Raw genomic sequence first — 23528 nt, forward strand, 5'->3', positions numbered from 1 at the left:
CACCGGCTCAGGAAACTTTGACGCGGAAACGCGAGACCGAGCTTTCCAGCTGGCGCGCCGCATCCCACAGTTCTTCATAGAGCGAGGCGACCTGTTCGCGGCTCTGCTCGATGATGTCGTTCTCGCTCAGGATGCCCTGGATCTGCTGGGCCACCCCATTGGCCGAGACCGCCTGTTCGCGGGTCGATACCGCCATGCCCTGGATCAGGTCGGCCAGGCGCTTGGAGACGCTGCGGATATCGGCCAGGGCGCTGCCGGCCGCGTCCGACAGCACGGCACCATCGGTGACGCCATTGGTGGATTTTTCCATGGCAACCACCACGTCGCGGGTATCGGCCTGGATCATGCGCACCAGCGCGCCGATCTCGCGCGTGGCGGCGCTGGAGCGCTCGGCCAGGTGCTGCACCTCCTCGGCCACCACCGAGAAGCCGCGCCCGGCCTCGCCCGCCGACGCTGCCTGGATGGCGGCATTGAGGGCCAGCACATTGGTGCGTTCAGTGATATCCGAAATCAGGTCGGTGATCTCGCCGATCATCTGCGAGGACGCGCCCAAGCGCTTGATGCGCTCGGAGGTCTCGCGGATCTGCTCGCCGATGCCATCCATGGCCTTGACTGCATCTTCCACGGCACGCGCGCCGCGCTCGGCCACCACCACGGCGTGGCGGGCCACATCCGCGGATTCATCGGCCGACACCGAGATGCCGGTGATCTGGTTGGACATTTCCAGCATGGCCTGGGCGATGCGCTGGATGCGCCGGGCCTGCGCACGGGCAGCGGCCCCCAGCTCGGTGGTGGTGCCGCGCACGTGCTCGGAACTCCAGGCCACCTTGGCGGCCATCTGCGTGACCTGTTCGACCAGCCCGCGCAGGGCTTCCACGGTGTAGTTCACGGAATCGGCAATGGCACCCGTGACGTCGTCCGAGACCGTGGTGTGCACCGTCAGATCGCCATCGGCCACGCGCTGCAGCTCGGTCATCAGCCGCAGCACGGCGGCCTGGGTCAGGTGGTTGGCGCGCATGGCCTTTTCTTCTTCCTGCTGGGCCAGCTGGCGCTGCAGTTCGGCTTCCTGGCGGCGGGCTTCGGCGGCGGCGGCATTATTGCGGCTGCTCTGCAATTGCACCAGGGCGATGCCGATGGCACTGAGCAGGGCCATTGCCATGGCGCACAGCATGGCCCAGAAGGTCCAGGAGCGCGCTTTCAGGGCGACGCGGTAGGCATCCTGCAATTCGGTGAGGTGGCGTTTCAAGGTTTCGTTTTCCATGAACACCAGTTGCTCGGAACGCTTGGCCGCGATGAAATTCTGCAGGTTGCCGAGGATGCCGGCGATCTGCGGCTGGTATTCGCCGAAGACCCGCGTGAGTTCCTGCAGCTTGCTGCGCAGGTCAGCATCGGTGGCGGCGCGCAGGCGCAGCATCTCATTGCCTTCCAGCAGGCTCTTCAACAGGTCGCCAAAGGCGGTGATGTCCTTGCCGAGCATGAAGGCAGTTTCCGCATTGACGCCATCGGAAGTGAGGAACTCATTGGAGCTGCGGCCCAGGCGCAGGGTCAGCATCACCAGCTGGCTGGCGGCGGCCATCTCGCGCGTGGTGGGCCGGCCCTGCGACTGCAGCATGGCGATCTGCTCGCTCAGATCCAGCATCACGGGCAGCAGCTGGTTGAGGCGCTTGAGCGTGGTACCGAAACCGGTCAATTCCTTTTCCATGCCGAGGATGGTCTCGGCGGCCAGATCGGTACGACGCCACATGCGGGCCACGTTGTCCAGTGCCGGCTTGAGCGCCGGATCGGGCAGGCCGATGTTCTGCCCTTGATACGGACCGCCGCTGCTCAGCAGCAGCAGGCCGCGATTGAATTCGAGCCGGCTTTGCGCCAGCTGCACGAAGGCCTGGGGATTGCCCTGGATGGCATTGGGCACGGCCTTGCCAATGCGCTGGGAATGCATCACCAGATCCGAGGCCAGGTTGGTCTGCAATGTCGCCAGCAGGTACAGGCGCGCGCCCAGCCACATGAACAGGCACAGGGCCGCCAGCGACAGCGCCAGCACGCCCAGCAGCACCCGGGTCTGGGTACGCAGGGAATAACGGTGCAGCCAGGGCAGGCGCAGGCCAGGGCCGCCCTGCCCGGCCGACCGGCCTGGATCGTCTCCGGCCACGGCAGCGCTCCCGGTGCCGGCCCCAGGGGCGGCCTGGAGCTTCTTTTTCGACAGATACGGCAAGGTCGGTTCCATGGCCGGCGTTCCTATTCCCTCTTTACAGATCTCGCAGATCTTCTGGATTTCTCAGGTTTTTCTGATTTTCAGGCCTGCAGCTGCAGTGGCTTGCAGAGGCCGCCTCGGCGTCGCTTGCGACACCGCTGCTAGCGGCCGATCTGCAGAAAACGGCTGTCCTGGCTCAGCAGCGACAGGTCCAGTTCATCCCATTGCTGACCACCGCTGTCTTTATAACGTCCGGCAAGGCCCAGCAAGGGAATTTCCGTATCGTAATTTTTCGATATTTGCGTCATTTCTGTGATGTCTCGCAGGCCCAATACCCTTGACACCAGCAAGCCGCATTGCGGTGCCAGGCCGTGAGCCAGCAGCAGGACGTGGCTGCTGCGGCCGATTTCCTGGGGGACGGCACCGGCCAGGCCCATGAGATCGGCCAGGCCGATCAGGCTGCCGCGGATGTTGAGCAGGCCGCGAAACCAGTCGCGGGTGGCGGGTACGGGGGTGATGGCAAGGCCGGACAGCGGTACGATCTCGCCGGCCTGAGCCAGCGGGACCAGATAGCAGTGTTCGCCCATGGCCACCGCCAGGCGGCGCGAGCGCATGCTTTCGTTGTCGGAAGCGGCCATGCGCGCCAGCAGCGAAGCCTGGAACTGCTCCAGTCCCTCGCGCTCCGGCAGGCCGGGAAAGCTGCGGGCGGCGGGCGCGTTGATGACGAAATCCTTGGTGTGTGGCATACCAGCCCTCATGAAGCGGTTAAGAAAGGCCATGCCGCCGCACGCTTGCGCGCACGCCGAAGCGGGCCAGCGGCGCGATGGCGGGGCTGGGCTCAATGGACAAGACCGTCGGGGGAGATGCCTTACAGGGGCCGGGCGGACGTCTGTGCGTCCTGTTATCCGGTCATGCGGGCAAAGCTGGTACTGCTCACGATTTTACCCAGAAAAGTTCGCTGCTTTTCCGCCCGGCAAAGACATGGCACCAGCAGGCAGAAAAAAATGATGGGAAAACGCGACGAAAACCGTGACAAAGCGAGAGTTTGATGTAGATCAAATCCCGCAAGGCAGGAAAACAGGAGGGTGAGCGGCAACTCCCGGCTAAGGAAGCGCCGCCAGCGTGCCGCCGGGCAGATGGCCGCGGGACGCAATGCCGAAGCCGTCGGCGGCGGTGCAGGCGATCAGGAAGCGATCAGATCGCGACCATCTCGAAATCTTCCTTGCGGGCGCCGCATTCCGGGCAGGTCCAGTTGATGGGCACGTCGTCCCAGCGGGTGCCCGGGGCGATGCCTTCTTCGGGCAGGCCTGCTTCTTCGTCGTAGATCCAACCACAGATCAGGCACATCCAGGTTTTGAATTCGGTTTGGCTGCTATTCGTCACGGCTGACTATCCCTAAAATCAATCAAGTAAAATGCTAAGTCAGCTATCTTAATCTACTCGACGTGCAAAACCAAACTCCTCCCCTCATCCTCAGCTTCGGCGCAGCTGATCCGGTCGGCGCCACGGGCGTCCAGGCCGATCTCGCCACTTTCGCCGCCATGGGCTGCCACGGTTTGTCGGTGGTGACGGCTTTGCTCATCGGCGACACCGCCCGCGTCGAAGACGTGCAGGTGGTCGACGTCGACTGGGTCGCCGACCAGGCCCGCGTGATCCTCGAAGACATGGCCGTGGCCGCCTTCAAGGTCGGTGCGCTGGGCAGCATCGAGAACATCTCGGTGATTGCCGAGATCGTCTCCGACTATCCCGACGTACCGCTGATCCTGGATCCCTTCATCAGTGCCCTGGCCAACCAGGAAGACGAGGATGATCGCCTGATCGCCATCCGCGAACTGCTGATCCCGCAGGCCACGGTGCTGATCTGCTCGGCCGGCGAACTGACCCGCCTGGCCGAAACCTGGCGCGAGCCGGTGCCGGGCGATGCGTTGGAGCTGGATGCGATGCGCATCATCGAAATGGGCTGCGAATACCTGCTGGTGACCAATACCCAGACCGACCTGCAGGAAGTGGCCAATTCGCTCTTCGACGAATCCGGCCTGGTGCGCCAGGATGCCTGGCCGCGCCTGCCGGGCTCCTTCGTCGGTGCCGGCAGCACGCTCTCGGCGGCCATGGCAGCGATGCTGGCCAATGACCTGGAAGTGCCGCTGGCGGCGTCCGAAGCGCAGGAGTTCACGCTGGCCGCGCTGGCCAATGCGCAGCGCATCGGCATGGGCAAGCTGCTGCCCGACCGCTATTTCTGGGCGCGCGAATCGGAAGATCCCGCCGATCTGGACGCGCCGCCTTCCATCAACTGATTCACTGCACCCGGACGGTATCGTCCGCACACTCATGACCAAGACCAATGCATCCCTGTTCGCCCGCGCCCAGCAAAGTACGCCGGGCGGCGTCAATTCCCCGGTTCGCGCCTTCCGCTCGGTAGGCGGCACCCCGCGCTTCATCGAACGCGCCGAAGGCCCCTGGTTCTGGGATGCCGAAGGCAAGCGCTACATCGACTACATCGGCTCCTGGGGCCCGGCCATCGTCGGCCACGCCCATCCGGAAGTGGTCAAGGCGGTACAGCAGGCAGCTGCACGCGGCCTGTCCTTCGGTGCACCGACCGAGGCTGAAATCGAGATGGCCGAAGAGATCATCAAGCTGGTGCCTTCCATCGAGCAGATCCGCCTGGTCTCGTCCGGCACCGAAGCGACCATGAGCGCGCTGCGCCTGGCCCGTGGCGCCACCGGCCGCGACAAGATCATCAAGTTCGAAGGCTGCTACCATGGCCACGCCGATTCCTTGCTGGTGAAGGCAGGCAGCGGCTTGCTGACCTTCGGCAATCCGACCTCGGCCGGGGTCCCTGAAGACTTCGCCAAGCACACCCTGGTGCTGGACTACAACAACGCCGCCCAGCTGGAAGAGGCCTTCAAGAATGCCGGCAACGAGATCGCCTGCGTGATCGTGGAACCGGTGGCGGGCAACATGAACCTGGTGCGTGCGTCGGATGAATTCCTGCGCACCATGCGCCGCCTGTGTACCGAATACGGCGCCATCCTGATCTTCGATGAAGTGATGTCGGGCTTCCGCGTGGCACGTGGCGGCGCCCAGGAATTGAACGGCATCGTTCCCGACCTGACGGCGCTGGGCAAGGTGATCGGCGGTGGCCTGCCGGTGGCCGCTTTTGGTGGCCGCGCCGAGGTGATGAAGCATCTGGCACCGCTGGGTGGCGTCTACCAGGCCGGTACCCTCTCGGGCAACCCCGTGACGGTGGCGGCCGGCATGGCGACCCTGAAGATCATCCAGCAGCCGGACTTCTACACCCATCTGACGGCCCAGACCCGCAAGCTGGCCGATGGCCTCGCCGCTGCCGCCAAGGCAGCCGGCGTGAGCTTCGCAGCCGATGCCATCGGCGGCATGTTCGGCCTCTACTTCGATGCCAAGGTGCCCACCAGCTATGCCGAGGTGATGCAGGGCGACAAGGAACGCTTCAACCGCTTCTTCCACAAGATGCTGGATGCGGGCGTGTACTTCGCGCCTTCAGCCTTCGAAGCCGGCTTCGTGTCGGCCCAGCACAGCGATGCGATCATCGAGGAAACCATCGCCGCTGCGGCCAAAGCCTTCATCGAACTGGGCTGAGGCTGGTGCGGGCAGTTCCGGTGGCGCCTGGCCGTTCCCGGAAATGCCCGCTGCACGGTGGGTCCAGGGCGATATGAAGGTTCTGGACATGAAAAAAGGACGCCGAGGCGTCCTTTTTCTTCATCTCCCCGCAAAGCTGCGCCAGGCGGGGAGTCTGGCAGCGCTTACACCGAGAACGAAGAGCCGCAACCGCAAGTGGTCGTGGCGTTCGGGTTCTTGATGACGAATTGCGCGCCTTCCAGGTCGTCCTTGTAGTCGATTTCGGCGCCCACCAGGTACTGGTAGCTCATCGAGTCGATCAACAGCTGGACGCCGTTCTTGCTCATGGTGGTGTCGTCTTCGTTGACGATTTCATCAAAGGTGAAACCGTACTGGAAACCCGAGCAACCGCCGCCCTGCACGAAGACGCGCAATTTCAGGTCGGGATTGCCTTCTTCCTCGATCAGCTGGGCCACCTTGGCGGCTGCGCTGTCGCTGAAGTTGATCGGGGCGGGCATGTCGGTTTGTTGCAGTTCGGCTACGGCATTCATTTCGGGCTCCTGCTGGGCTTGAGGCGGATCAATACATTAGATCGATAAAGCCATTATAAGCGCTTGCGGATTTTCATGCTTCCGACGATGCAGCCAGCTTCAGCACCGGCGTCTCCACCTGCTGGTCATGGCTGAGCTTGCCGGAGACCAGTGCCCCGCCATGCATCTCCAGCGCCTTGTAGAAGACATTGCCGGTAATGCGAGCCTTGGGCTGCAGCTCCAGCAGTTCGGTGGAGTGGACATCGCCGACGATCTCGCCGTTGACGATCAGGTGTGCCGCGCGCACCTCGCCGACCACCTTGGCGTGCTCGGAGATGACCAGCACGCTGGGCTGGCCGGTTTCGGCGTTGATGTTGCCGGTGATGGCGCCGTCGATGCGCAGGCCGCCCTTGAAGCCGACATCGCCCGTGATGCTGGTGGACATGCCGATCAGGCTGTCGATCGTGCTTTTGGTCTTGCGTGTAAACATGGAATCACCTCACAGATCTACCGACTGCTGGGCACGCACCTGGCCGCGGTCGAGAACTCGGACTGCCACCGACTTCACGATGGCACCTTCGGGAATGGTCAGCAGGCCTTCGACCCGCTGGTAATACTTGAATGCGAGCCGATAGCGCGCCTGGTCAGCGGAATTGCCTTCCGGGAAGTTGATGGTAACACCTTTGCCGCCCTGCACCATATTGACACTAAGCTGCAGGTTTCCTGCAAACTGTTGCGTTCCCCCACCACCTTGCATGACCAGCACGCGATAGCGCAGCTGGTTGGGCGCGGCTTGTTCGGCCTTGAAGCGCTGGATAGTGATGCCGGGTGCGCCCAGGTTGGTCGGCAGCAGGCTGTCGAAGAAGGCCAGATCTTCCTTCTGGCGGTTGATTTCCGCCTCCATGTTCTTGACCTGGGTCGCCAGCGTGGCTTGCGCCGTCTGGGCAATCTTCAGTTCATTTTGCGACGCGTTGGAGGCAGATTGCAAGCGCTCATTTTCCGCGGTCAGCTTCTTGACCTGTTCGCTCAGCTGCTCGATCTGCTCGCCGGCATCGCCATGCAGGCCGGGCAGGTTGTTGCGGCCGAGCTGGTAAGTCCAGACCGCCGCCGCCGCGCCCACGGCCACCACCGCTGCCCACAGAAGGATCAGCAGCGGCAGCGGCAGATGGCGCTTGATGGTCATCTTCGGCGCAGAAATCGTCATGCGCCGACGCCACAAGCGGTACTTCACGGCAGGACCGGGACCTGCTGCAGGCCGCTGGTTTCTTCCAGACCGAACATCAGGTTCATGCACTGCACGGCCTGGCCGGAAGCACCCTTGACCAGGTTGTCCTGGACCACCAGCACCACCACCGTGTCGCCATTGTCCGGACGATGCACGGCCAGGCGCAGCATGTTGGAAGCGCGCGTGGTGCGGGTCTCTGGATGCGAACCGAAGGGCAGCACGTCGACAAAGGGCTCGTCCTTGTAGGCGTCTTCGAACAGGGCCTGCAGGGCAGCGTTGTCGATGTCCTTGCTCAGGCGGGCGTACAGGGTGGAATGCATGCCACGGATCATCGGCACCAGGTGCGGCGTGAACAGCAGGCCGACCTTGTCGCTGGTCAGGTGCGACAGGCGTTCGATGGTTTCGGGCGAGTGGCGATGGCCGGAGACGCCATAAGCCTTGAAGTTGTCCGAGGCTTCCGAGAACAGCAGGCTCAGTTCCGCCTTGCGACCGGCGCCGGAGACGCCGGACTTGCAGTCGGCGATCAGGTGCGAGGCATCGATCACGCCGGCCTTCAGCAGAGGTGCGAAGCCCAGCTGCATGGTGGTCGGATAGCAGCCAGGATTGCCCACCACGCGCGCCTTGCGGATGGCCTCACGGTTCAGTTCGGGCAGGCCGTAGGCGGCTTCCTTGAGCAGGTCAGTGCAGCTGTGCGGCAGCTTGTACCACTTCTCGAAGGCGGCCACATCCTGCATGCGGAAGTCCGCGGCGAGGTCGATCACCTTCACGCCGGCGGCCACCAGTTCCGGGGCCTGGGCCATGGCCACGCCGTGCGGGGTGGCGAAGAAGACCACGTCGCAGTCGGTCAGGCGCGCCTTGTCGGGCGAGGAAAAGGCCACATCGACGCGGCCGCGCAGGGAGGGATACATCTCGGATACCGGCATGCCGTCTTCCTTGCGCGAGGTCACGGCCTCCACCCGGGCTTGCGGGTGGGTCGCAAAAATACGCAGCAATTCGACGCCGGTGTAACCGGTTCCGCCAACGATACCTACCTTGATCATGTCTGTTCCTTGCGAGAAAAGGCGAAGAGAAAACGCCGTGGCGGACGAGCGCCGGACGCGCGTGCAGGGCACGCTGAAAAGCGGTCAATTTTAGCAGGAGAATATTTCCCGCTGATTTCCGCTCGGACAGTAATTTCCGCAAATAGCCGAAATTATCGTCACACTACGAGACGTTGCGCAAGCAAGCCAAACCTGCAGCCGCAACGCATAAAAGCAAAAAGCCGCCGGCACAGATGCCGACGGCTTTCCGTAATACAAGAAACGATTAACGCTTCGAGAATTGCTTTGCGCGACGTGCCTTGCGCAGACCAACCTTCTTACGTTCGACTTCACGCGCGTCACGGGTGACGAAGCCCGCGTTCGACAGAGCCGACTTCAGGCCGGCGTCGTAGTCGATCAGGGCGCGGGTGATGCCGTGGCGAACAGCGCCGGCCTGGCCGGATTCGCCGCCACCGTGGACGTTCACCTTGATGTCGAAACGTTCGACGTTGCCGGTCAGTTCCAGCGGCTGACGGATCACCATCAGGCCGGTTTCGCGGGAGAAGTACTCAGCGGCGGGCTTGCCATTGACGATGATGTTGCCCGAACCTGCCTTGATGAAAACACGCGCCACTGCACTCTTGCGACGGCCGGTTCCGTAATTGTAGTTACCGATCATGTCTGTTCCTTAGAGGGCGAGGGGTTTCGGTTGCTGCGCGGCGTGCGGATGGTTGCCATCTGCATAAACCTTCAGCTTCTTGATCATGGCGTAGCCCAGCGGACCCTTGGGCAGCATGCCCTTGACGGCCTTCTCCAGCGCACGGCCGGGGAAACGCTGTTGCATCTTCAGGAAGTTGGTTTCGTAGATGCCGCCCGGATAACCGCTGTGGCGGAAATAGGTCTTCTCAGTGGCCTTGGTGCCGGTCACGCGCAGCTTGCCTGCGTTGACGACGACGATGAAGTCACCGGTATCGACGTGCGGAGTGAATTCGGGTTTGTGCTTGCCGCGCAGTCGGAGTGCCACTTCGCTGGCAACACGTCCGAGGACCAAGTCCGTCGCGTCAATCACGAACCACTCGCGCTGAACCTCATGGGCTTTAGCGGAAAAGGTCTTCATGTTTGACTTTCTCTATCAGTATATAAACGCTCAAATGGCGGTTCCGCTCATGCGGGCCAGCCGGCGGATGCCTGCTGTCCTGGGTACTTCGCTTCGCGGACTCATCCTTTTATCTTCCCGAGCGCATGGGAAAGCCGGCAAGTATAGCCTTTTCAAGGACTTAGCGTCAAAAGGTTTCGGGGGATTGTGGCGTCAATCCGGCAATTTGCCGGGGTTTTATCGCTGGAAGACTGCATTTCATTGCCGGTGGCACAACTTTGCGTCGCACTTTGGCCAAGCTTGGCGAAAAAAGGACAAAAAAAACCCGGACACTGAGGTTCCGGGTTTAATCCACACCAATGAGGAGGGTGGAGGAGACATCGTTACGTGCTGCAAAAACTTCCGTTGAATTCAATATAGCAAAGCGGTTTGTGCAACGCAATAACGCGAGGCGAATAAATTTGTAACTGTCTGCAAGCGGCGTCACTGCTGGGTTACAAGTTGCTGAAAGCACAGTGGAAACGCGATAGATGAATATTCATTCGACAATTTTTCCGCAGCGCAAAAATCACGGAGCTTCACATGCCCTCCCCTGCACCGGCTGCAGGTATGCGCGTCAAAAGCTACAATACGCAGCTTCATTGAACCGATTGGGACGAGACAGATGGAATGCACAGTACGTTGGACCGGCTTGTCCGGCATGACCTTCACGGCGGAAACCGGTTCGGGCCACCTGCTGACGATGGATGGCGCGCCCGATGGCGGCGGCCGCAACCTGGCCCCGCGTCCGATGGAAGTGGTGCTGGCCGGTACCGGTGGCTGCACCGCCTATGACGTGGTGGTGATCCTGCGCAAGAGCGGCCAGGACGTGCGCGGCTGCGACGTGACCCTCAAGTCCGAGCGCGCCGAGACCGATCCCAAGGTGTTCACCAAGATTCATTTCCACTTCACCGTGCGTGGCCGCAACCTCAAGACCAACGTGGTCGAGCGCGCCATCAAGCTGTCCCACGACAAATATTGCTCGGCCTCGATCATGCTGGAGAAGACGGCCGAGATCACGCACTCCTTCGAGATCATCGACGACCTCACCGATACGTCCTCTGCAGCCGTCCAGCAGCAGTAAGATCCGGATACAGGATGCAGCAAGAAAAAAGCGGCCGAGGCCGCTTTTTTCATGTCCGGCGCTCCGGCCGCCTTCCGGGTTCAGATCCGATAAGCCACCGTGGTCATTACCTTGGCCATGGCCTTCATCAGCCCGCGGACCGGAGCCGGCACCTCGGCAGCGCCCAGGTCACGTGCGGCCTGGCCGTGCTCGATCTCATCAAGACGCATCTGGTCGACGATGGCGCGCGAGCGGTTGTCCTGGGCCGGCAGCTTGTCCAGGTGGCCCAGCAGGTGGTGCTCGACCTGGCGCTCGGTCTCGGAGACGAAGCCCAGGTTGCGCGCATCGCCCAGCCGTGCGGCGATGCTGCCCAGCACATAGGCGCCGCCATACCACAGCGGATTGAGCAGGCTGGTATGCGACCCCAGTTCGCGCAGGCGTTCGGCGGTCCAGGCGAGGTGATCCTCTTCCTCGATGCCGGCGCGCCTGAAGGCCGCTTTGATATCTTCCGTCTGGGCGAAGCGGCCCTGGGCGTCGTAGAGCGCCTGGGCACAGACCTCGCCCACGTTGTTGACCCGCATCAGCCCGGCCGCGTGGCGCTTCTCGGCCTCGTTCATGACACCGTCCGGCAGGCCGCGCCCCGGGTTGGGACGGCTCTCGAACACCACGCCGCTGATCACGCGCAGCGCCTTGTCGAAATCGGTAATCAGTTCATCGACGACTTGCATACAACTCGCCTTTCTCTCGTTGTGATGGACATCCCGGCCGCGCCGCCTGGGCGCGCGGACCGGGGACGAAGGAATACGGCTGATCCCTGAAACGGATCAGACCATCTTCCAGTGGATCTGTTCGCCCGCCGACAGCGGCACCACCGTGGCATCGCCCATGGGCAGCTCGGCCGGGATGGCCCAGGTCTCGCGCTGCAAGGTGACGGTGCCGGTATTGCGCGGCAGGTTGTAGAAGTCCGGACCGTTGAAGCTGGCGAAGGCTTCGAACTTGTCCAGCGCACCGGCGCTGTCGAAGGCCTGGGCATACAACTCCAGCGCATGCAGCGCGGTGTAGCAGCCGGCGCAGCCACAGGCGTGTTCCTTGGCACCCTTGGCGTGCGGGGCCGAATCAGTACCGAGGAAGAACTTGTCATTGCCCGAAGTGGCTGCCGCCACCAGCGCCTTGCGATGGGTCTCGCGCTTCAAGACCGGCAGGCAGTAGTAGTGCGGACGGATGCCGCCCTTGAAGATCTCGTTGCGGTTGAAGAGCAAATGGTGCGCCGTGATGGTGGCGGCCGTCGGGCCTTCGCCGGCCAGCACGTAGTCGGCCGCTTCCTTGGTGGTGATGTGCTCGAAGACCACCTTCAGTTCCGGCATGGCCTGGCGCAGCGGCTTCATGATGCGCTCGATGAAGACCGCTTCGCGGTCGAACAGGTCGATCTCGGGATCGGTCACTTCACCATGGACCAGGAAGGGCATGCCCACTTCCTGCAGCACCTCCAAGGTCTTGTAGCACTTCGACAGGTCGGTCACGCCGGCGTCGGAGTTGGTGGTGGCACCAGCCGGATAGAGCTTCACGGCCTTGACGAAGCCGCTTTCCTTGGCACGGCGGATTTCCTCGGGCGGTGTGTTGTCGGTCAGGTAGAGCACCATCAGCGGCTCGAAGGACATGCCTGCGGGCAAGGCGGCTAGAATGCGATCGCGATACGCACCGGCCTGCGCGGTGGTGGTCACCGGCGGCTTCAGGTTGGGCATGACGATGGCGCGTGCGAACTGGCGTGCCGTATGCGGCAGCACGTCCTGCATGGTGGCGCCGTCGCGCAGGTGCAGGTGCCAGTCGTCCGGGCGGGTGATGGTCAGTACATTGCTCATTGCGGATCTTTCGGTCTTGGAGTGGTGTCGGTCTGAGGATTACGGATCAGGCAAGGCATCCCGGCGGATGCGGGCTGTGGAGAGCCAGCCGCGATGTCTTCAAGGGCGACATTCTACCGTAGCCGTCAAGCACCCCGGAGGGCAAGCCCTGACCCGCTTTTGACCTGGCACAAACGACAAGGGCCGCCCCGTTGCCGGGGCAGCCCTTGCCGCGATACCAATCTGCGCGATCAGTGGGTGATGATCTTGGCCAGGAAGTCGCGTGCGCGTTCCGAGCGCGGCGAGGCGAAGAACTCATCCTTGGCGCAATCTTCCACGACCAGGCCCTTGTCCATGAACACGACACGGTTGGCGACCTTGCGGGCGAAGCCCATTTCGTGGGTCACGACCATCATGGTCATGCCTTCTTGGGCCAGGCCGACCATGACGTCGAGCACTTCATTGATCATTTCCGGATCCAGCGCCGAGGTCGGTTCATCGAACAGCATGGCGATCGGGTCCATCGACAGCGCGCGGGCAATCGCCACACGCTGCTGCTGGCCGCCGGAGAGCTGGCCGGGGAACTTGTCCTTGTGCGCCAGCAGGCCCACGCGGTCCAGGTACTTCAAGCCCTTTTCAGTGGCCTCTTCCTTGGAGCGGCCCAGCACCTTGATCTGGCCGATGGTCAGGTTCTCGCGGATGGAGAGGTGCGGGAACAGTTCGAAGTTCTGGAACACCATGCCGATGCGCGCGCGCAGCTTGGACAGGTTGGTCTTGGGGTCGCCGACGGAGACGCCATCGACGGTGATGGTGCCTTTCTGGAACGGCTCCAGGCCGTTGACGGTCTTGATCAGCGTGGACTTGCCGGAACCGGACGGGCCGCACACCACCACCACGTCGCCCTTCTTGACGGAGGTCGAGCAGTCGGTCAGGACCTGGAAGCTGCCATACCACTTGCTGACATTGTTGAGTTCGATCATTTGATTCTCCTGGATTTCTGAATTCTGGATTCACTGGCCGCCAGCCTGGCGCGACAAAGCGCGGGCGGCGGCCGTCAAAAACATTTAGCGGATGATGGCAATCTTCTTCTGGAAGCGCTTGACCAGTTGCGACAGGCCAAAGCTCAGCACGAAATACACCACGGCCACGAAGAGATACATTTCCACCAGGCGGCCATCACGCTGCGCGATCTTGGAAGCGCTGGTCACGAAGTCCGGCACCGAGCCCAGCACGTAGACCAGCGAGACGTCCTGGAACAGCACGATGGTCTGTGTCAGAAGGATCGGGGTCATGTTGCGGAAGGCCTGCGGCAGCACCACGTTGCCCATCATCTGCCAGTAGTTCATGCCGATCGCATAGCCGGCGAACACTTGCCCGCGCGGAATGGACTGGATGCCCGAACGCATGATCTCGCAATAATACGCGGCTTCAAACAGGATGAAGGTGATCAGGGCCGACTGGAACGCACCGACCTGGATGGGTTCGGAGGCACCAATGATCCAGGCACCGATGAAGGGCACCAGGAAGTAGAACCAGAAGATCACCAGCACCAGCGGAATGGAGCGGATCAGGTTGACGTAGGTGGTCGCGATGAACGACAGCGGCTTGTTGGACGACAGGCGCATCATGGCCAGCAGCGTGCCCAGGATGATCCCGCCCAGCATGGCCGAGAAGGTCAGGATGAGCGTGAACTTCAGGCCGGTCGTGAAGAGGTAGACCCACGAGCGCTGGATGACGTCGAAATCGAAATTGCTGAACATGGATCAATGCCCTCCTGCGCTGGTGCTGCCGCCGGTGATGTAGCCCGGAACGGCGGTGACCTTTTCCAGCAGACGCGCCATCAACAGCGCGATCACGGAAATGATCAGATAGATGATCGTGGCACCGCTGAGCGCCTCGAAGGTCTGGAAAGTGAATTCGCGCATCGAGTAGGTTGCGGCAGTCAGTTCCACCAGGCCGATGGTCAGTGCCACCGAGCTGTTCTTGATGATGGCGGCGAACTCGTTGGTCAGTGCCGGGATGATGATGCGGAAGGCCATCGGCAGCAGCACGTAGCGATAGGTCTGCACCGGGGTCAGGCCCAGGGCGGCACCCGCCATGCGCTGGCCGCGCGGCAGCGCCTGAATGCCGGTGGTCACCTGCACGGCCACACGGGAAGAGGTGAAGAAACCCAGGGCCAGGGTCGCGGTCACGAAGGACGCATCCGGCAGGCTCTTGATCCAGTCACCGATGGCGCTGGGCAGCAGTTCCGGCACCACGAAATACCACAGGAACATCTGGACCAGCAGCGGAATGTTGCGGAACAGTTCCACGTAGCCGTTGGCAATGCGCACCACCCAAGGTTTGGTGGTGGTCCGCAGGGTACCGAAGATGGTGCCCAGGATCAGTGCCATGATCCAGGCGCAGGCGGCTGTGGCCAGGGTCCATTTCAGGCCCGCCAGCAGCGTGTCGATGTAGGGAATGCCATCGGGAGACATCTCCCAGAAGATTCCCCAATTCCAGTTGTAATGCATAAATGGCCTCGTCTGTGGTTCGAAGTCTGTGTTCTCGGGCGCGGTCACCAGGCAAATGCCGCGCCGCTTCTTGTTGGTTCAGCGCCTTGGCCACCCCGGCATTGCCGCAAGGCAAGCGGGACAGTTCCGGCTAAACAAAACGGGGGACAGGCCCCCGTTTCGTTCGATTGCACGAAGCAATGCGCTTTTACTTCTTCTTGCCCAGGTTCTTCTGCGCTTCCGGCACGACAGCGTAGGCAGCCGGATCGTAGGAGTCGGTCGGCTTGGCCAGAACGGCTTGCAGCTGCGGGCTCATCGGCACGTTCAGGTTGACACCCTTGGGCGGGATCGGCGACTGGAACCACTTCGCGTAGATCTTCTTGATGTCGTCACCCTTGTAGACCACGGTCAGGGCTTCGTCGACGACCTTCTTGAAGTCGTTGTCGCCCTTCGGCAGGATCAGGCCGTACGGCTCGACCGACAGGGCTTCCGAGGAAACCTGGTAGTCAGCCGGGGCCTTGGAGTTGGCGGCCAGCGAGGACAGCAGGATGTCGTCCATCACGAAGGCGGCGGCACGGCCGGTTTCCACCATCAGGAAGGCTTCGGCGTGGTCCTTGGCAGCCAGGATGTTCATGCCCAGGTTGCGTTCGGCGTTCAGTGCGGTGATCTGCTTCAGGTTGGACGTACCGGAGGTCGAGACCACGGTCTTGCCCTTCAGGTCATCCAGCGTCTTCAGGTTGGCCGACTTCTTGGACAGGAACTTGTTGGCGGTCACGAACTCGGTCACCGAGAAGGCCACCTGGTTCCAACGTTCCTGGTTGTTGGTCGCGGAGTCGCAGGAGATGTCGGTGGTACCGTTGGCGATCAGCGGGATGCGGGTGGCCGAGGTCACCGGCACCATCTTGATGTTCAGCGAGGTCAGGCCCAGCTTCTTCTGGATCGCGGTCGCGGCCTTCAGGCACAGGTCGATCGAGTAGCCCTGGTAGGACTGCTTGTCGTCCAGATAGGAGAAGGGAATCGACGAATCGCGCACGCCCAGCGTCAGGGTGCCCGAGTCCTTGATCTTCTTCAGACGGCCGGTGAATTCCTCAGCATGCACCGAGCTCATCAGTACGCTTGCCCCAACCAAAACCCCTGCTAGCTTCAATAACTTCATTGTGTGACCTCCTGGAAAAATTTTTTACGTAACGGTTCAAATGGCCTGGTAGCGAATCCGCTTGCGCGCTGCCCCTACCGGGCTGGCCGGCCGTATTGACGAGCCTGTTATTGTTCTCTGCCGTGTCGCCTATTCTGTGTGCTAACACAGTTCTTTGCCAGCTTTGTTTGCTCCACCACTGGCGATCTCTGGCGATGACCACCCCCTCGGTGAAGCGCAGACTGGCAAATTACCCGAGCGCAACTGTCGGCGGGCGCATTGTACGACATATGCCGCCCGGTCTGGCAATCCGCAGAAACCCTCATGGCGGCGGTACCACGATCCGACGCAATGAGGAGGGTTTCGCACCTCGCAGGAAGCCCTGAAGAGGACGTCGGCAGCACGGCAGCAACCCCATTCCTTTCAGCAATATCCATGCCAGAAACGCCATCCGCACGCAGCACGCGAGCGCATGGGCGTGCTGCGGCAGGCAGCATCATGACAGCGGTGATCGGGGAATGGACAGAAGCCGGAGGCACCAGCGCAGAGCCAGTGTGGACGCCGCTTGCAGGGCGATATGCAGAAACGTGCAGGGAAGAATGGAAGCCAGCGTCAGTGCGGCGAATGCGAGTGCGACAAACGTGAAGAGACAGGTCAAAACGACACCGTCCGATAACGTGCACGACATCGGCATGACAGGCCGCAGCAGCCCGTGCCGGATCATCCGCACATGCGGCAGCGCCCGGCATGTTGATGCCGGGTCCGTCACTGAAGATCTTGCGCCGCAAGGCTGGTTGGCCTGCGGTGCGCATGCGCACAGCAACCACGTCTCCTCCGAACCAGAGTGCTCTGGAATCATGCGGCCGACGGTCTGTGGCGCAGTGCGCCGCCGTCTTTGGCCGTGGTGGTCCGGTGCTCGCCGGACCGTTTTTTTACAGCATCACTGCATCACGGATACAGGCCGCGCATTTCACGCGCCTGCAGCACGCGGGTACACGCCACGATGAAGGCCGCGGTACGCAGCGACACGCTCTTCTCTTCGGCCAGCTGCCAGACGGCGGCGAAGGCTTCGCGCATGATGCGGGTCAGGCGCAGGTTGATTTCGTCTTCGGTCCAGAAGAAGCTGGAGAAGTCCTGCACCCATTCGAAGTAGCTCACCGTCACGCCACCGGCGTTGGCGATCACGTCCGGCACGATCAGCACGCCCTTGTCGCGCAGGATGTCATCGGCGGCCGGGGTGGTCGGGCCGTTGGCGCCTTCCAGGATGATCTTGGCCTTGATGTGATTGGCGTTGGCTTCGGTGATCTGCTGTTCCAGTGCGGCAGGCACCAGAATGTCGCAGTCGACCGACCAGAATTGGGCGCGGTCGGTGATTTCATCCGCACCTTCGAAGCCCTTGACGCTGCCATGCTTGGCCACGTAAGCCTGCAGTGCCGGCACGTCCAGGCCACCGGCATTGAAGACGGTGGTCACGTGATCCTGCACCGCCACCACTTTGGAACCGGCTTCAGCGAACAGGCGCGCAGCGATGCCGCCGACGTTGCCGAAACCTTGCACCGCGACCTTGGCATCCTTGATGTCCATGCCGCGCTTGGCAGCGGCTTCGCAACCGACCACGAAGACGCCACGGCCGGTGGCTTCATGGCGGCCCAGGCTGCCGCCCAGGGAGATGGGCTTGCCGGTCACCACGCCCGAGGACGTGCTGCCCTGGTTCATGGAGTAGGTATCCATCATCCAGGCCATGATCTGCGAATCGGTGTTCACGTCCGGTGCCGGGATGTCCTTGTTGGGGCCGATGATGATGCCGATCTCGCTGGTATAGCGGCGCGTCATGCGCTGCAGCTCGCCACGGGAGAGCGTCTTGGGATCGACACGGATACCGCCCTTGGCACCGCCATAGGGCACGTTCACGGCGGCATTCTTGATGGTCATCCAGGCCGACAGGGCCATCACTTCGGACAGCGTCACATCCTGGTGGAAACGCACGCCGCCCTTGCCGGGACCGCGCGAAGTGTTGTGCTGCACGCGATAGCCCTCGAAGTGGGCAATGGTGCCGTCGTCGCGCTCGATGGGCACGTCGACCACCAGGATGCGCTTGGGACGCTTGAGGGTTTCCACCCAGCGGGCCAGCGAGCCCAGGTGGGGCGTGACGCGGTCGATCTGTTCGAGATAGACGCCCCACGGACCGATGCCGTGCGGGACGAGATAGGAAGGCACTTCGTGATTAGGTACGTTCGACATGATGCAATCGCTCCTTTGGATAGCCGTGCTGTTCAAAGACAAAAGGCCTGCAAATTCCGAAAGTCCGCCAGGCATGTTACTCCGTCGGCAGCGGCCTGCAAGCCGCACCACAAGGCGCGCAAGAAGGCGGCGACGGAGGCGCGCCCGCCAGCGCGGCGCGGGCTGCGCCTGCTGGAAATTCGTGCCTGTCCGATTCAGCGCCGCCATCGTAGCCAGCCGCTCAAAACAACGCTAATGCTTTGTGAGCATGCAATTATGCAGCGCTTGCATAACCTTTGAAATCCCTTGATGGATAAGGGATTGCGCCATTTTCACCTGTTAATTTTTGATCAGGAATCGCGTTTTTCAGCCGTGCGCGGACTTTTTCCGCCAGCCCCCTTGGAACGCTCCCCACGTTCACCGCGCTCGGCCTTTTCCTGCCGCTGCGCATCCAGCTCCACCAGGTATTCCCACAGCCGCGCCACCAGCGCCTTGCCGGTACGCTGGGCAGTCGGGCGCTCGCGATACAGCCGGATTTCCATCTCCACTTCCCACTCCCCGGTGGGCCCGTCGGTGCGCGCCAGCTGGCGGTTGCGCACTTCGCGCAGCACCGAGGATTCCGGCAGGAAGGCCACCCCATGGCCCTCCAGCGCCATCATCTTGAGGCTTTCCGACATGTCGGTCTCGTAGTGCTTCATCAGGTGCAGCGGGCGCTTGGTATCGGCCATCATCAGCTCCACCATGCGGCCCAGGTAGGCATTGCTGGTGTAGGAGAGGAAAGGCACGGGAGCCTTGGCGCTGCCGGGGAAGACGTAATCGGGCTTGCCGTTGCGGTCGCAGCGCGAATACGGGCGCAGGGTTTCGGTGCCCATGGTCAGCATGTCGTAGCGGCTGGCATCGAGCTGCACCGGCTGGCGCGGATGGTGATAGCACAGCAGCAAATCGCAGCCGCCTTCGACGATGGTCATCACGGCATCGTGGACATTGAGCGCGATCAGGCGCGTGTTGATGGAGCCGAAGCCAGACTCCAGGGCGCTCAGCCACTTGGGCATGTAGGTCAGCGACAGCGTATGGGGGACGGCGAAGTCGATGGTGGTCTGCGCCGTGGGCCGCTTGCCGCGCAGCAGCGCGCGCGTGTTGTTGATCTGGCCCAGCATGGCCACGGCCTGTTCATAGAAGACTTCACCGGCGGCCGTCAGGCGCGTGGGATAGGAGGTGCGGTCGATCAGGTCGGTGCCCAGCCAGGCTTCCAGCGACTGGATGCGCCGCGAGAAGGCCGGTTGCGTCACGTGCCGCAGCTCCGCCGAGCGACTGAAACTGCGCGTTTCCGCCAGGGAGACGAAATCCTCAAGCCATTTGCTTTCCATTGCCCGCCCACTTCCCGTTCTAGGTCGAATGCGCGAATTGTGCCGCTGTGCCCGCGCCGGCGCAAGCTGCGCGCGCGGGCGAGGGCCTCAGCGACGCTCGGCCGGCATCAGCACTGTCGGTTCGGCACCAGGCTCGGCCACCGGTGCCACGTCCTCCGGCTGCGGCACCACCGAACCGCCCTCCTCTTCCGCGCCGGCCTGCTGGCGCAGCCACATCTGCGCATACAGGCCATCGGCCATCAGCAGCCCGGCGTGGGTGCCGCGTTCGACGATGCGACCATGGTCCATCACCAGGATCTGCTGCGCATTGACGATGGTGGAGAGGCGATGCGCAATGACCAGCGTGGTGCGCTCGCGCGCGATCTCTTCGAGCTGCTGCTGGATGGCCTGCTCGGCGCGTGAATCGAGGGCCGAGGTGGCTTCGTCGAAGATGAGGATGGCCGGATCCTTGAGCAGGGTGCGGGCGATCGCCACACGCTGCTTTTCGCCGCCCGACAATTTCAGTCCGCGCTCGCCGACCATGCTGGCGTAGCCATCGGGGAGCGACTCGATGAAGTCATGGATATAGGCCGCCTTGGCCGCTGCCACGATCTGCTCGCGCGTGGCCCCCGGCTTGCCGTAGGCGATGTTGTATTCGATGGTGTCGTTGAAGAGCACCGTGTCCTGCGGCACGATGCCGATGGCCTGGCGCAGCGAGGCTTGCGTGACATTGCGCAGGTCCTGGCCATCAATGCGGATGGCCCCTTGGTCGACATCATAGAAGCGATACAACAGGCGCGACAACGTCGACTTGCCCGAACCGCTATGACCGACCACTGCCGTGGTGGTACCGGCCTGCACCTTGAAATCCACATCGAAGAGAATCTGGCGATTGCGCTCGTAGCTGAAGTCGACATGCTCGAAATGCAGCTCCGCGCCCTGCGTCTTCAAGGGCTGTGCACCGGGCCGGTCGGCCACTTCGCGGTTTTCTTCCAGCAGAGAGAACAGGCGTTCCATGTCGGCCAGGCTCTGCTTGATCTCGCGATAGAGCACGCCCAAAAAGTTGAGCGGAATGTAGAGCTGGATCATGAAGGCATTGACCAGCACCATGTCGCCCAGCGTCATGCTGCCATCGATGACGCCGGCGATGGCGCGCCACAGGATGAGCGTGACGGCGATGGCGATGATGGCCGACTGCCCGGTGTTGAGCAGCGACAGCGAACTCTGCGATTTGACGGCCGCGCGTTCATAGCGCTGCAGGCCTTCGTCATAGCGGCGCGCTTCGAATTCCTCGTTGCCGAAATACTTCACCGTCTCGTAGTTGAGCAACGAATCGATGGCGCGCGTGTTGGCATGCGAATCCAGTTCGTTCATGGTGCGCCGGAAATGCGTGCGCCACTCCGTCACGGTGATGGTGAAGAGGATGTAGAGCACCAGCGCACCGGCCGTGATGAGCGAGAACCAGATGTCGTAATGCGTGCTCAGGTAGGCCAGCACGAGCACGATCTCGATGATGGTGGGCAGGATGGAGAAGAGCGTATAGGACACCAGCGTGGAGACCCCGCGCGTGCCGCGTTCGATGTCGCGCGTCATGCCGCCGGTCTGGCGGTTCAGGTGGAAGCGCAGCGACAGCGCATGCAGGTGGCGGAAGACCTGCAGTGCGATGGTGCGCACGGCGCGCTGCGTGACGCGGGCAAACATGAGTTCGCGCAATTCGGTGAAGAGCGCCGTGGCCAGCCGCAGCGCGCCGTAGGCCACCAGCAGGCCGAGGGGCAAAACCAGCAGGGCTTGCGGATGCGCGGGCGTGATGGTCATGGCATCGACCAGTCTCTTCAGCACCAGCGGCACGCCTACGTTGGCCAGCTTGGCCCCGACCAGGAAGGCCAGCGCCAGCATCACGCGCCACTTGTAGGTCCACAGGTAGGGCAGCAGCGTGCGGACGACTTCCCAGTCGCCACGCTGGCGTTTGATGGGGGCTTGCGATGAGGAGGCGGAATTGGGGTAGCGGCGCATGGGCGGGTCGGGTTGAAAGGGGGCGGGCACGGCAACACAGCAGGAGGGCAACATCCGATACACTAGGCCGTTGCCGCGCCTGCGGGCGCACAGCCGCAAACCCGAATTATAAGAGCCATCCCGGCGCGCCGCCGGACATCACCTGCAAAGGAGCCTTCCATGTCATCCACCGTTTCCCAACTTCCGCCGGGCAAGGCACCGCAGCTGCGCGTCATGCCCATGCCGTCGGATGCCAATGTCTATGGCGACGTCTTCGGCGGCTGGATCATGGCCCAGGTCGACATCGCCGGCTCGCTGCCGGCCACCCGCCGCGCCAACGGGCGGGTGGCGACCATTGCGGTCAATTCCTTCCTGTTCAAGAATCCGGTGTTCGTGGGGGACCTGCTGTCCTTCTATGCCGATATCGTCAAGGTCGGCAATACCTCCATCACCGTCAACGTTGAAGTGTATGCGGAGCGCAATCGCCTGCAGACCGAAATCGTCAAGGTGACCGAAGCCACCCTCACCTACGTGGCCACCGATGAAAACCGCAAGCCGCGTCCGCTGCCGCCACTGGATCCGGTGCGCGAAGCGGGGGCCAGCCCGGCGATCTGAGCGCCGCCCTTCCCCTCCTGCGGGCTTGAAAATTTTTCAGCCCGCAGCGTGCGGCGCAGACGTATCGTTATGCCTCCCTCACTGTCTTCCTCTTCCTCTTCTTCATACTGCCCATGACCTCCTCCAGCCGCCCTGTCGTCCTCATCGTCGCCCGTCTGCCGCAACACCTGCTGGACTTGCTGCAGCAGAACTTCACCTGCCACAACCTCATCCTCGATCCACTCACCGAGGAAGCGCTCGCTGCCATCGCGCCGCAGGTGCGCGGCATTGCCGCCAATGGCGAAGCCAAGGTCGGGCGCGAGTTCATGGCGCGCTTTCCGGCGCTGGAGATTGTCTCGGTGTTCGGGGTCGGCTATGACGGGGTGGATGTACCGGCTGCCCGCGAGCGCGGCATCCATGTGACCCACACGCCCGACGTGCTCACCGAGGATGTGGCCGACATGGCCATTGCCCTGATGCTGGCCGTGGCGCGCAACGTGGTGCGGGCCGACCGCTTTGCTCGTAGCGGCGAATGGAAGAAGGGGCCCTTCCCCTTCACCACCAAGGTCAGCGGCGCGCGCCTGGGCATCGTCGGCCTGGGCCGCATCGGGCAAGCCATCGCGCAGCGGGCGGCGGCGTTCGACATGCAGATTGCGTATCACAACCGTTCGCGCAAGGACGTGCCCTACACCTATGTGGAAGACATCGTCTCGCTGGCGCGCGAGGTCGATTTCCTGGTGATGATCACGCCGGGTGGTGCCGGGACGCGGGCGCTGGTCAATGCCGAGGTGCTGGAGGCACTGGGACCCAAGGGCTTCCTCATCAATGTGGCGCGTGGTTCGGTGGTGGATGAAAAGGCGCTCATCGCGGCGCTGCAGGCTGGGACGATTGCCGGTGCGGGGCTGGACGTGTTCGAGAATGAACCGAACATTCCGGCCGAACTGGCCGCGCTGGAGAACGTGGTGCTGACGCCGCACATGGCCAGCGGCACGCTGGTCACCAGGACGGCCATGGCGGAACTGGCGTTCACCAATTTGCAGGCGCATTTTTCTGGCAAGCCCGTGGTGACGCCGGTGCCTGACTGAAGATTCATACAGGGGGAAAGCCGCTGCCGGAGGGGGTCACGGACAGCGGCTTTTTGCCGATGAGTTCAGGGG

At 62.7% G+C, this 23528-nt stretch carries 24 protein-coding genes; 6 read left to right on the forward strand and 18 right to left on the reverse strand.

Translation table 11 applies throughout. The features are described 5' to 3' along the window. Positions 1–7: 7 nt before the first annotated feature. The 3 genes from J2X56_RS11595 to J2X56_RS11605 all read right to left on the reverse strand — a co-directional run bounded on the left by J2X56_RS11595 (position 8) and on the right by J2X56_RS11605 (position 3538). The gene (locus J2X56_RS11595) at positions 8–2224 is read right to left on the reverse strand and encodes a methyl-accepting chemotaxis protein (RefSeq protein WP_310160414.1); all 2217 of its coding nucleotides are present in this window, start codon (positions 2222–2224) and stop codon (positions 8–10) included. 128 nt (positions 2225–2352) lie between these two features. Beyond that, complete coding sequence (locus J2X56_RS11600) at positions 2353–2937, reverse strand: chemotaxis protein CheW (protein WP_121043846.1); 585 nt, start codon at positions 2935–2937, stop codon at positions 2353–2355. A gap of 448 nt (positions 2938–3385) precedes the next feature. Next, positions 3386–3538: a rubredoxin gene (locus J2X56_RS11605; RefSeq protein ID WP_006461975.1), complete on the reverse strand. Its 153-nt coding sequence runs from the start codon at positions 3536–3538 to the stop codon at positions 3386–3388. A 98-nt stretch (positions 3539–3636) separates the two neighbouring features. Between J2X56_RS11605 and J2X56_RS11610 the strand changes: the two genes are divergently transcribed. Both J2X56_RS11610 and hemL read left to right on the forward strand, forming a co-directional pair. Further along, the gene (locus J2X56_RS11610) at positions 3637–4485 is read left to right on the forward strand and encodes a bifunctional hydroxymethylpyrimidine kinase/phosphomethylpyrimidine kinase (RefSeq protein ID WP_039786906.1); all 849 of its coding nucleotides are present in this window, start codon (positions 3637–3639) and stop codon (positions 4483–4485) included. Positions 4486–4519: 34 nt separating this feature from the next. Further along, positions 4520–5803: a glutamate-1-semialdehyde 2,1-aminomutase gene (gene hemL, locus J2X56_RS11615; RefSeq protein ID WP_134136565.1), complete on the forward strand. Its 1284-nt coding sequence runs from the start codon at positions 4520–4522 to the stop codon at positions 5801–5803. Between the two features lie 164 nt (positions 5804–5967). Here hemL and erpA read toward each other — a convergent pair whose 3' ends face one another. The 6 genes from erpA to rplM all read right to left on the reverse strand — a co-directional run bounded on the left by erpA (position 5968) and on the right by rplM (position 9673). Continuing rightward, positions 5968–6333 (reverse strand): iron-sulfur cluster insertion protein ErpA, encoded by a 366-nt coding sequence (erpA, locus tag J2X56_RS11620; RefSeq protein ID WP_008331898.1) that lies wholly within the window; start codon positions 6331–6333, stop codon positions 5968–5970. A 73-nt stretch (positions 6334–6406) separates the two neighbouring features. Continuing rightward, a complete protein-coding gene (locus J2X56_RS11625) occupies positions 6407–6802 on the reverse strand; it encodes a polymer-forming cytoskeletal protein (protein WP_039786903.1) in 396 nt (131 codons plus the stop codon). 9 nt (positions 6803–6811) lie between these two features. Beyond that, positions 6812–7516, reverse strand: a complete 705-nt coding sequence (locus J2X56_RS11630; protein ID WP_121044014.1) for a DUF6776 family protein — start codon at positions 7514–7516, stop codon at positions 6812–6814. 23 nt (positions 7517–7539) lie between these two features. Further along, the gene (argC, locus tag J2X56_RS11635; RefSeq protein WP_121043852.1) at positions 7540–8577 is read right to left on the reverse strand and encodes an N-acetyl-gamma-glutamyl-phosphate reductase; all 1038 of its coding nucleotides are present in this window, start codon (positions 8575–8577) and stop codon (positions 7540–7542) included. A 265-nt stretch (positions 8578–8842) separates the two neighbouring features. Next, a complete protein-coding gene (rpsI, locus tag J2X56_RS11640; protein ID WP_006461968.1) occupies positions 8843–9235 on the reverse strand; it encodes a 30S ribosomal protein S9 in 393 nt (130 codons plus the stop codon). A gap of 9 nt (positions 9236–9244) precedes the next feature. Continuing rightward, positions 9245–9673 carry a 50S ribosomal protein L13 gene (gene rplM / locus J2X56_RS11645; RefSeq protein WP_013235788.1) on the reverse strand — a complete coding sequence of 143 codons (429 nt, stop codon included), beginning with the start codon at positions 9671–9673 and terminating at the stop codon, positions 9245–9247. On the opposite strand from rplM, the gene J2X56_RS11650 reads away from it, so the two are divergent. Both J2X56_RS11650 and J2X56_RS11655 read left to right on the forward strand, forming a co-directional pair. Next, positions 9672–10061, forward strand: a complete 390-nt coding sequence (locus tag J2X56_RS11650; RefSeq protein WP_134136562.1) for a hypothetical protein — start codon at positions 9672–9674, stop codon at positions 10059–10061. The two genes, rplM and J2X56_RS11650, sit on opposite strands and share 2 nt — an antisense overlap. A 255-nt stretch (positions 10062–10316) precedes the next feature. Continuing rightward, complete coding sequence (locus J2X56_RS11655; protein WP_134136561.1) at positions 10317–10775, forward strand: OsmC family protein; 459 nt, start codon at positions 10317–10319, stop codon at positions 10773–10775. A gap of 80 nt (positions 10776–10855) precedes the next feature. Here the strand turns inward: J2X56_RS11655 and coq7 are convergent, their stop codons facing one another. The 9 genes from coq7 to J2X56_RS11700 all read right to left on the reverse strand — a co-directional run bounded on the left by coq7 (position 10856) and on the right by J2X56_RS11700 (position 21798). Next, positions 10856–11482: a 2-polyprenyl-3-methyl-6-methoxy-1,4-benzoquinone monooxygenase gene (gene coq7, locus J2X56_RS11660; protein ID WP_034329872.1), complete on the reverse strand. Its 627-nt coding sequence runs from the start codon at positions 11480–11482 to the stop codon at positions 10856–10858. 96 nt (positions 11483–11578) lie between these two features. Next, a complete protein-coding gene (gene pyrC / locus J2X56_RS11665; protein WP_121043855.1) occupies positions 11579–12613 on the reverse strand; it encodes a dihydroorotase in 1035 nt (344 codons plus the stop codon). A gap of 230 nt (positions 12614–12843) precedes the next feature. Next, positions 12844–13572 (reverse strand): amino acid ABC transporter ATP-binding protein, encoded by a 729-nt coding sequence (locus J2X56_RS11670; protein ID WP_008331909.1) that lies wholly within the window; start codon positions 13570–13572, stop codon positions 12844–12846. Positions 13573–13656: 84 nt separating this feature from the next. Further along, positions 13657–14352 carry an amino acid ABC transporter permease gene (locus J2X56_RS11675; protein WP_039786895.1) on the reverse strand — a complete coding sequence of 232 codons (696 nt, stop codon included), beginning with the start codon at positions 14350–14352 and terminating at the stop codon, positions 13657–13659. Positions 14353–14355: 3 nt separating this feature from the next. Next, positions 14356–15105 (reverse strand): amino acid ABC transporter permease, encoded by a 750-nt coding sequence (locus tag J2X56_RS11680; RefSeq protein WP_121043858.1) that lies wholly within the window; start codon positions 15103–15105, stop codon positions 14356–14358. 187 nt (positions 15106–15292) lie between these two features. Beyond that, entirely contained in the window at positions 15293–16240 is a 948-nt protein-coding gene (locus J2X56_RS11685) for an amino acid ABC transporter substrate-binding protein (protein ID WP_121043861.1), read from the reverse strand. Between the two features lie 927 nt (positions 16241–17167). Continuing rightward, positions 17168–18460, reverse strand: coding sequence for a Glu/Leu/Phe/Val dehydrogenase (locus tag J2X56_RS11690; protein WP_121043864.1), 1293 nt, complete (start codon positions 18458–18460; stop codon positions 17168–17170). A 329-nt stretch (positions 18461–18789) separates the two neighbouring features. Continuing rightward, positions 18790–19806, reverse strand: coding sequence for a LysR family transcriptional regulator (locus J2X56_RS11695; RefSeq protein WP_039786886.1), 1017 nt, complete (start codon positions 19804–19806; stop codon positions 18790–18792). Positions 19807–19893: 87 nt separating this feature from the next. After that, a complete protein-coding gene (locus J2X56_RS11700) occupies positions 19894–21798 on the reverse strand; it encodes an ABC transporter ATP-binding protein/permease (protein WP_121043867.1) in 1905 nt (634 codons plus the stop codon). A 159-nt stretch (positions 21799–21957) separates the two neighbouring features. Here J2X56_RS11700 and J2X56_RS11705 point away from each other — a divergent pair, with 159 nt between their 5' ends. Together J2X56_RS11705 and J2X56_RS11710 are read left to right on the forward strand one after the other, a co-directional pair. Beyond that, the gene (locus tag J2X56_RS11705; RefSeq protein ID WP_008331921.1) at positions 21958–22392 is read left to right on the forward strand and encodes an acyl-CoA thioesterase; all 435 of its coding nucleotides are present in this window, start codon (positions 21958–21960) and stop codon (positions 22390–22392) included. A 113-nt stretch (positions 22393–22505) separates the two neighbouring features. Beyond that, positions 22506–23456, forward strand: coding sequence for a 2-hydroxyacid dehydrogenase (locus J2X56_RS11710; RefSeq protein WP_121043870.1), 951 nt, complete (start codon positions 22506–22508; stop codon positions 23454–23456). The last annotated feature ends 72 nt before the right edge of the window (positions 23457–23528 follow it).

It is taken from the genome of Herbaspirillum sp. 1173, from assembly GCF_031455335.1.
Lineage (GTDB): Bacteria > Pseudomonadota > Gammaproteobacteria > Burkholderiales > Burkholderiaceae_D > Herbaspirillum > Herbaspirillum huttiense.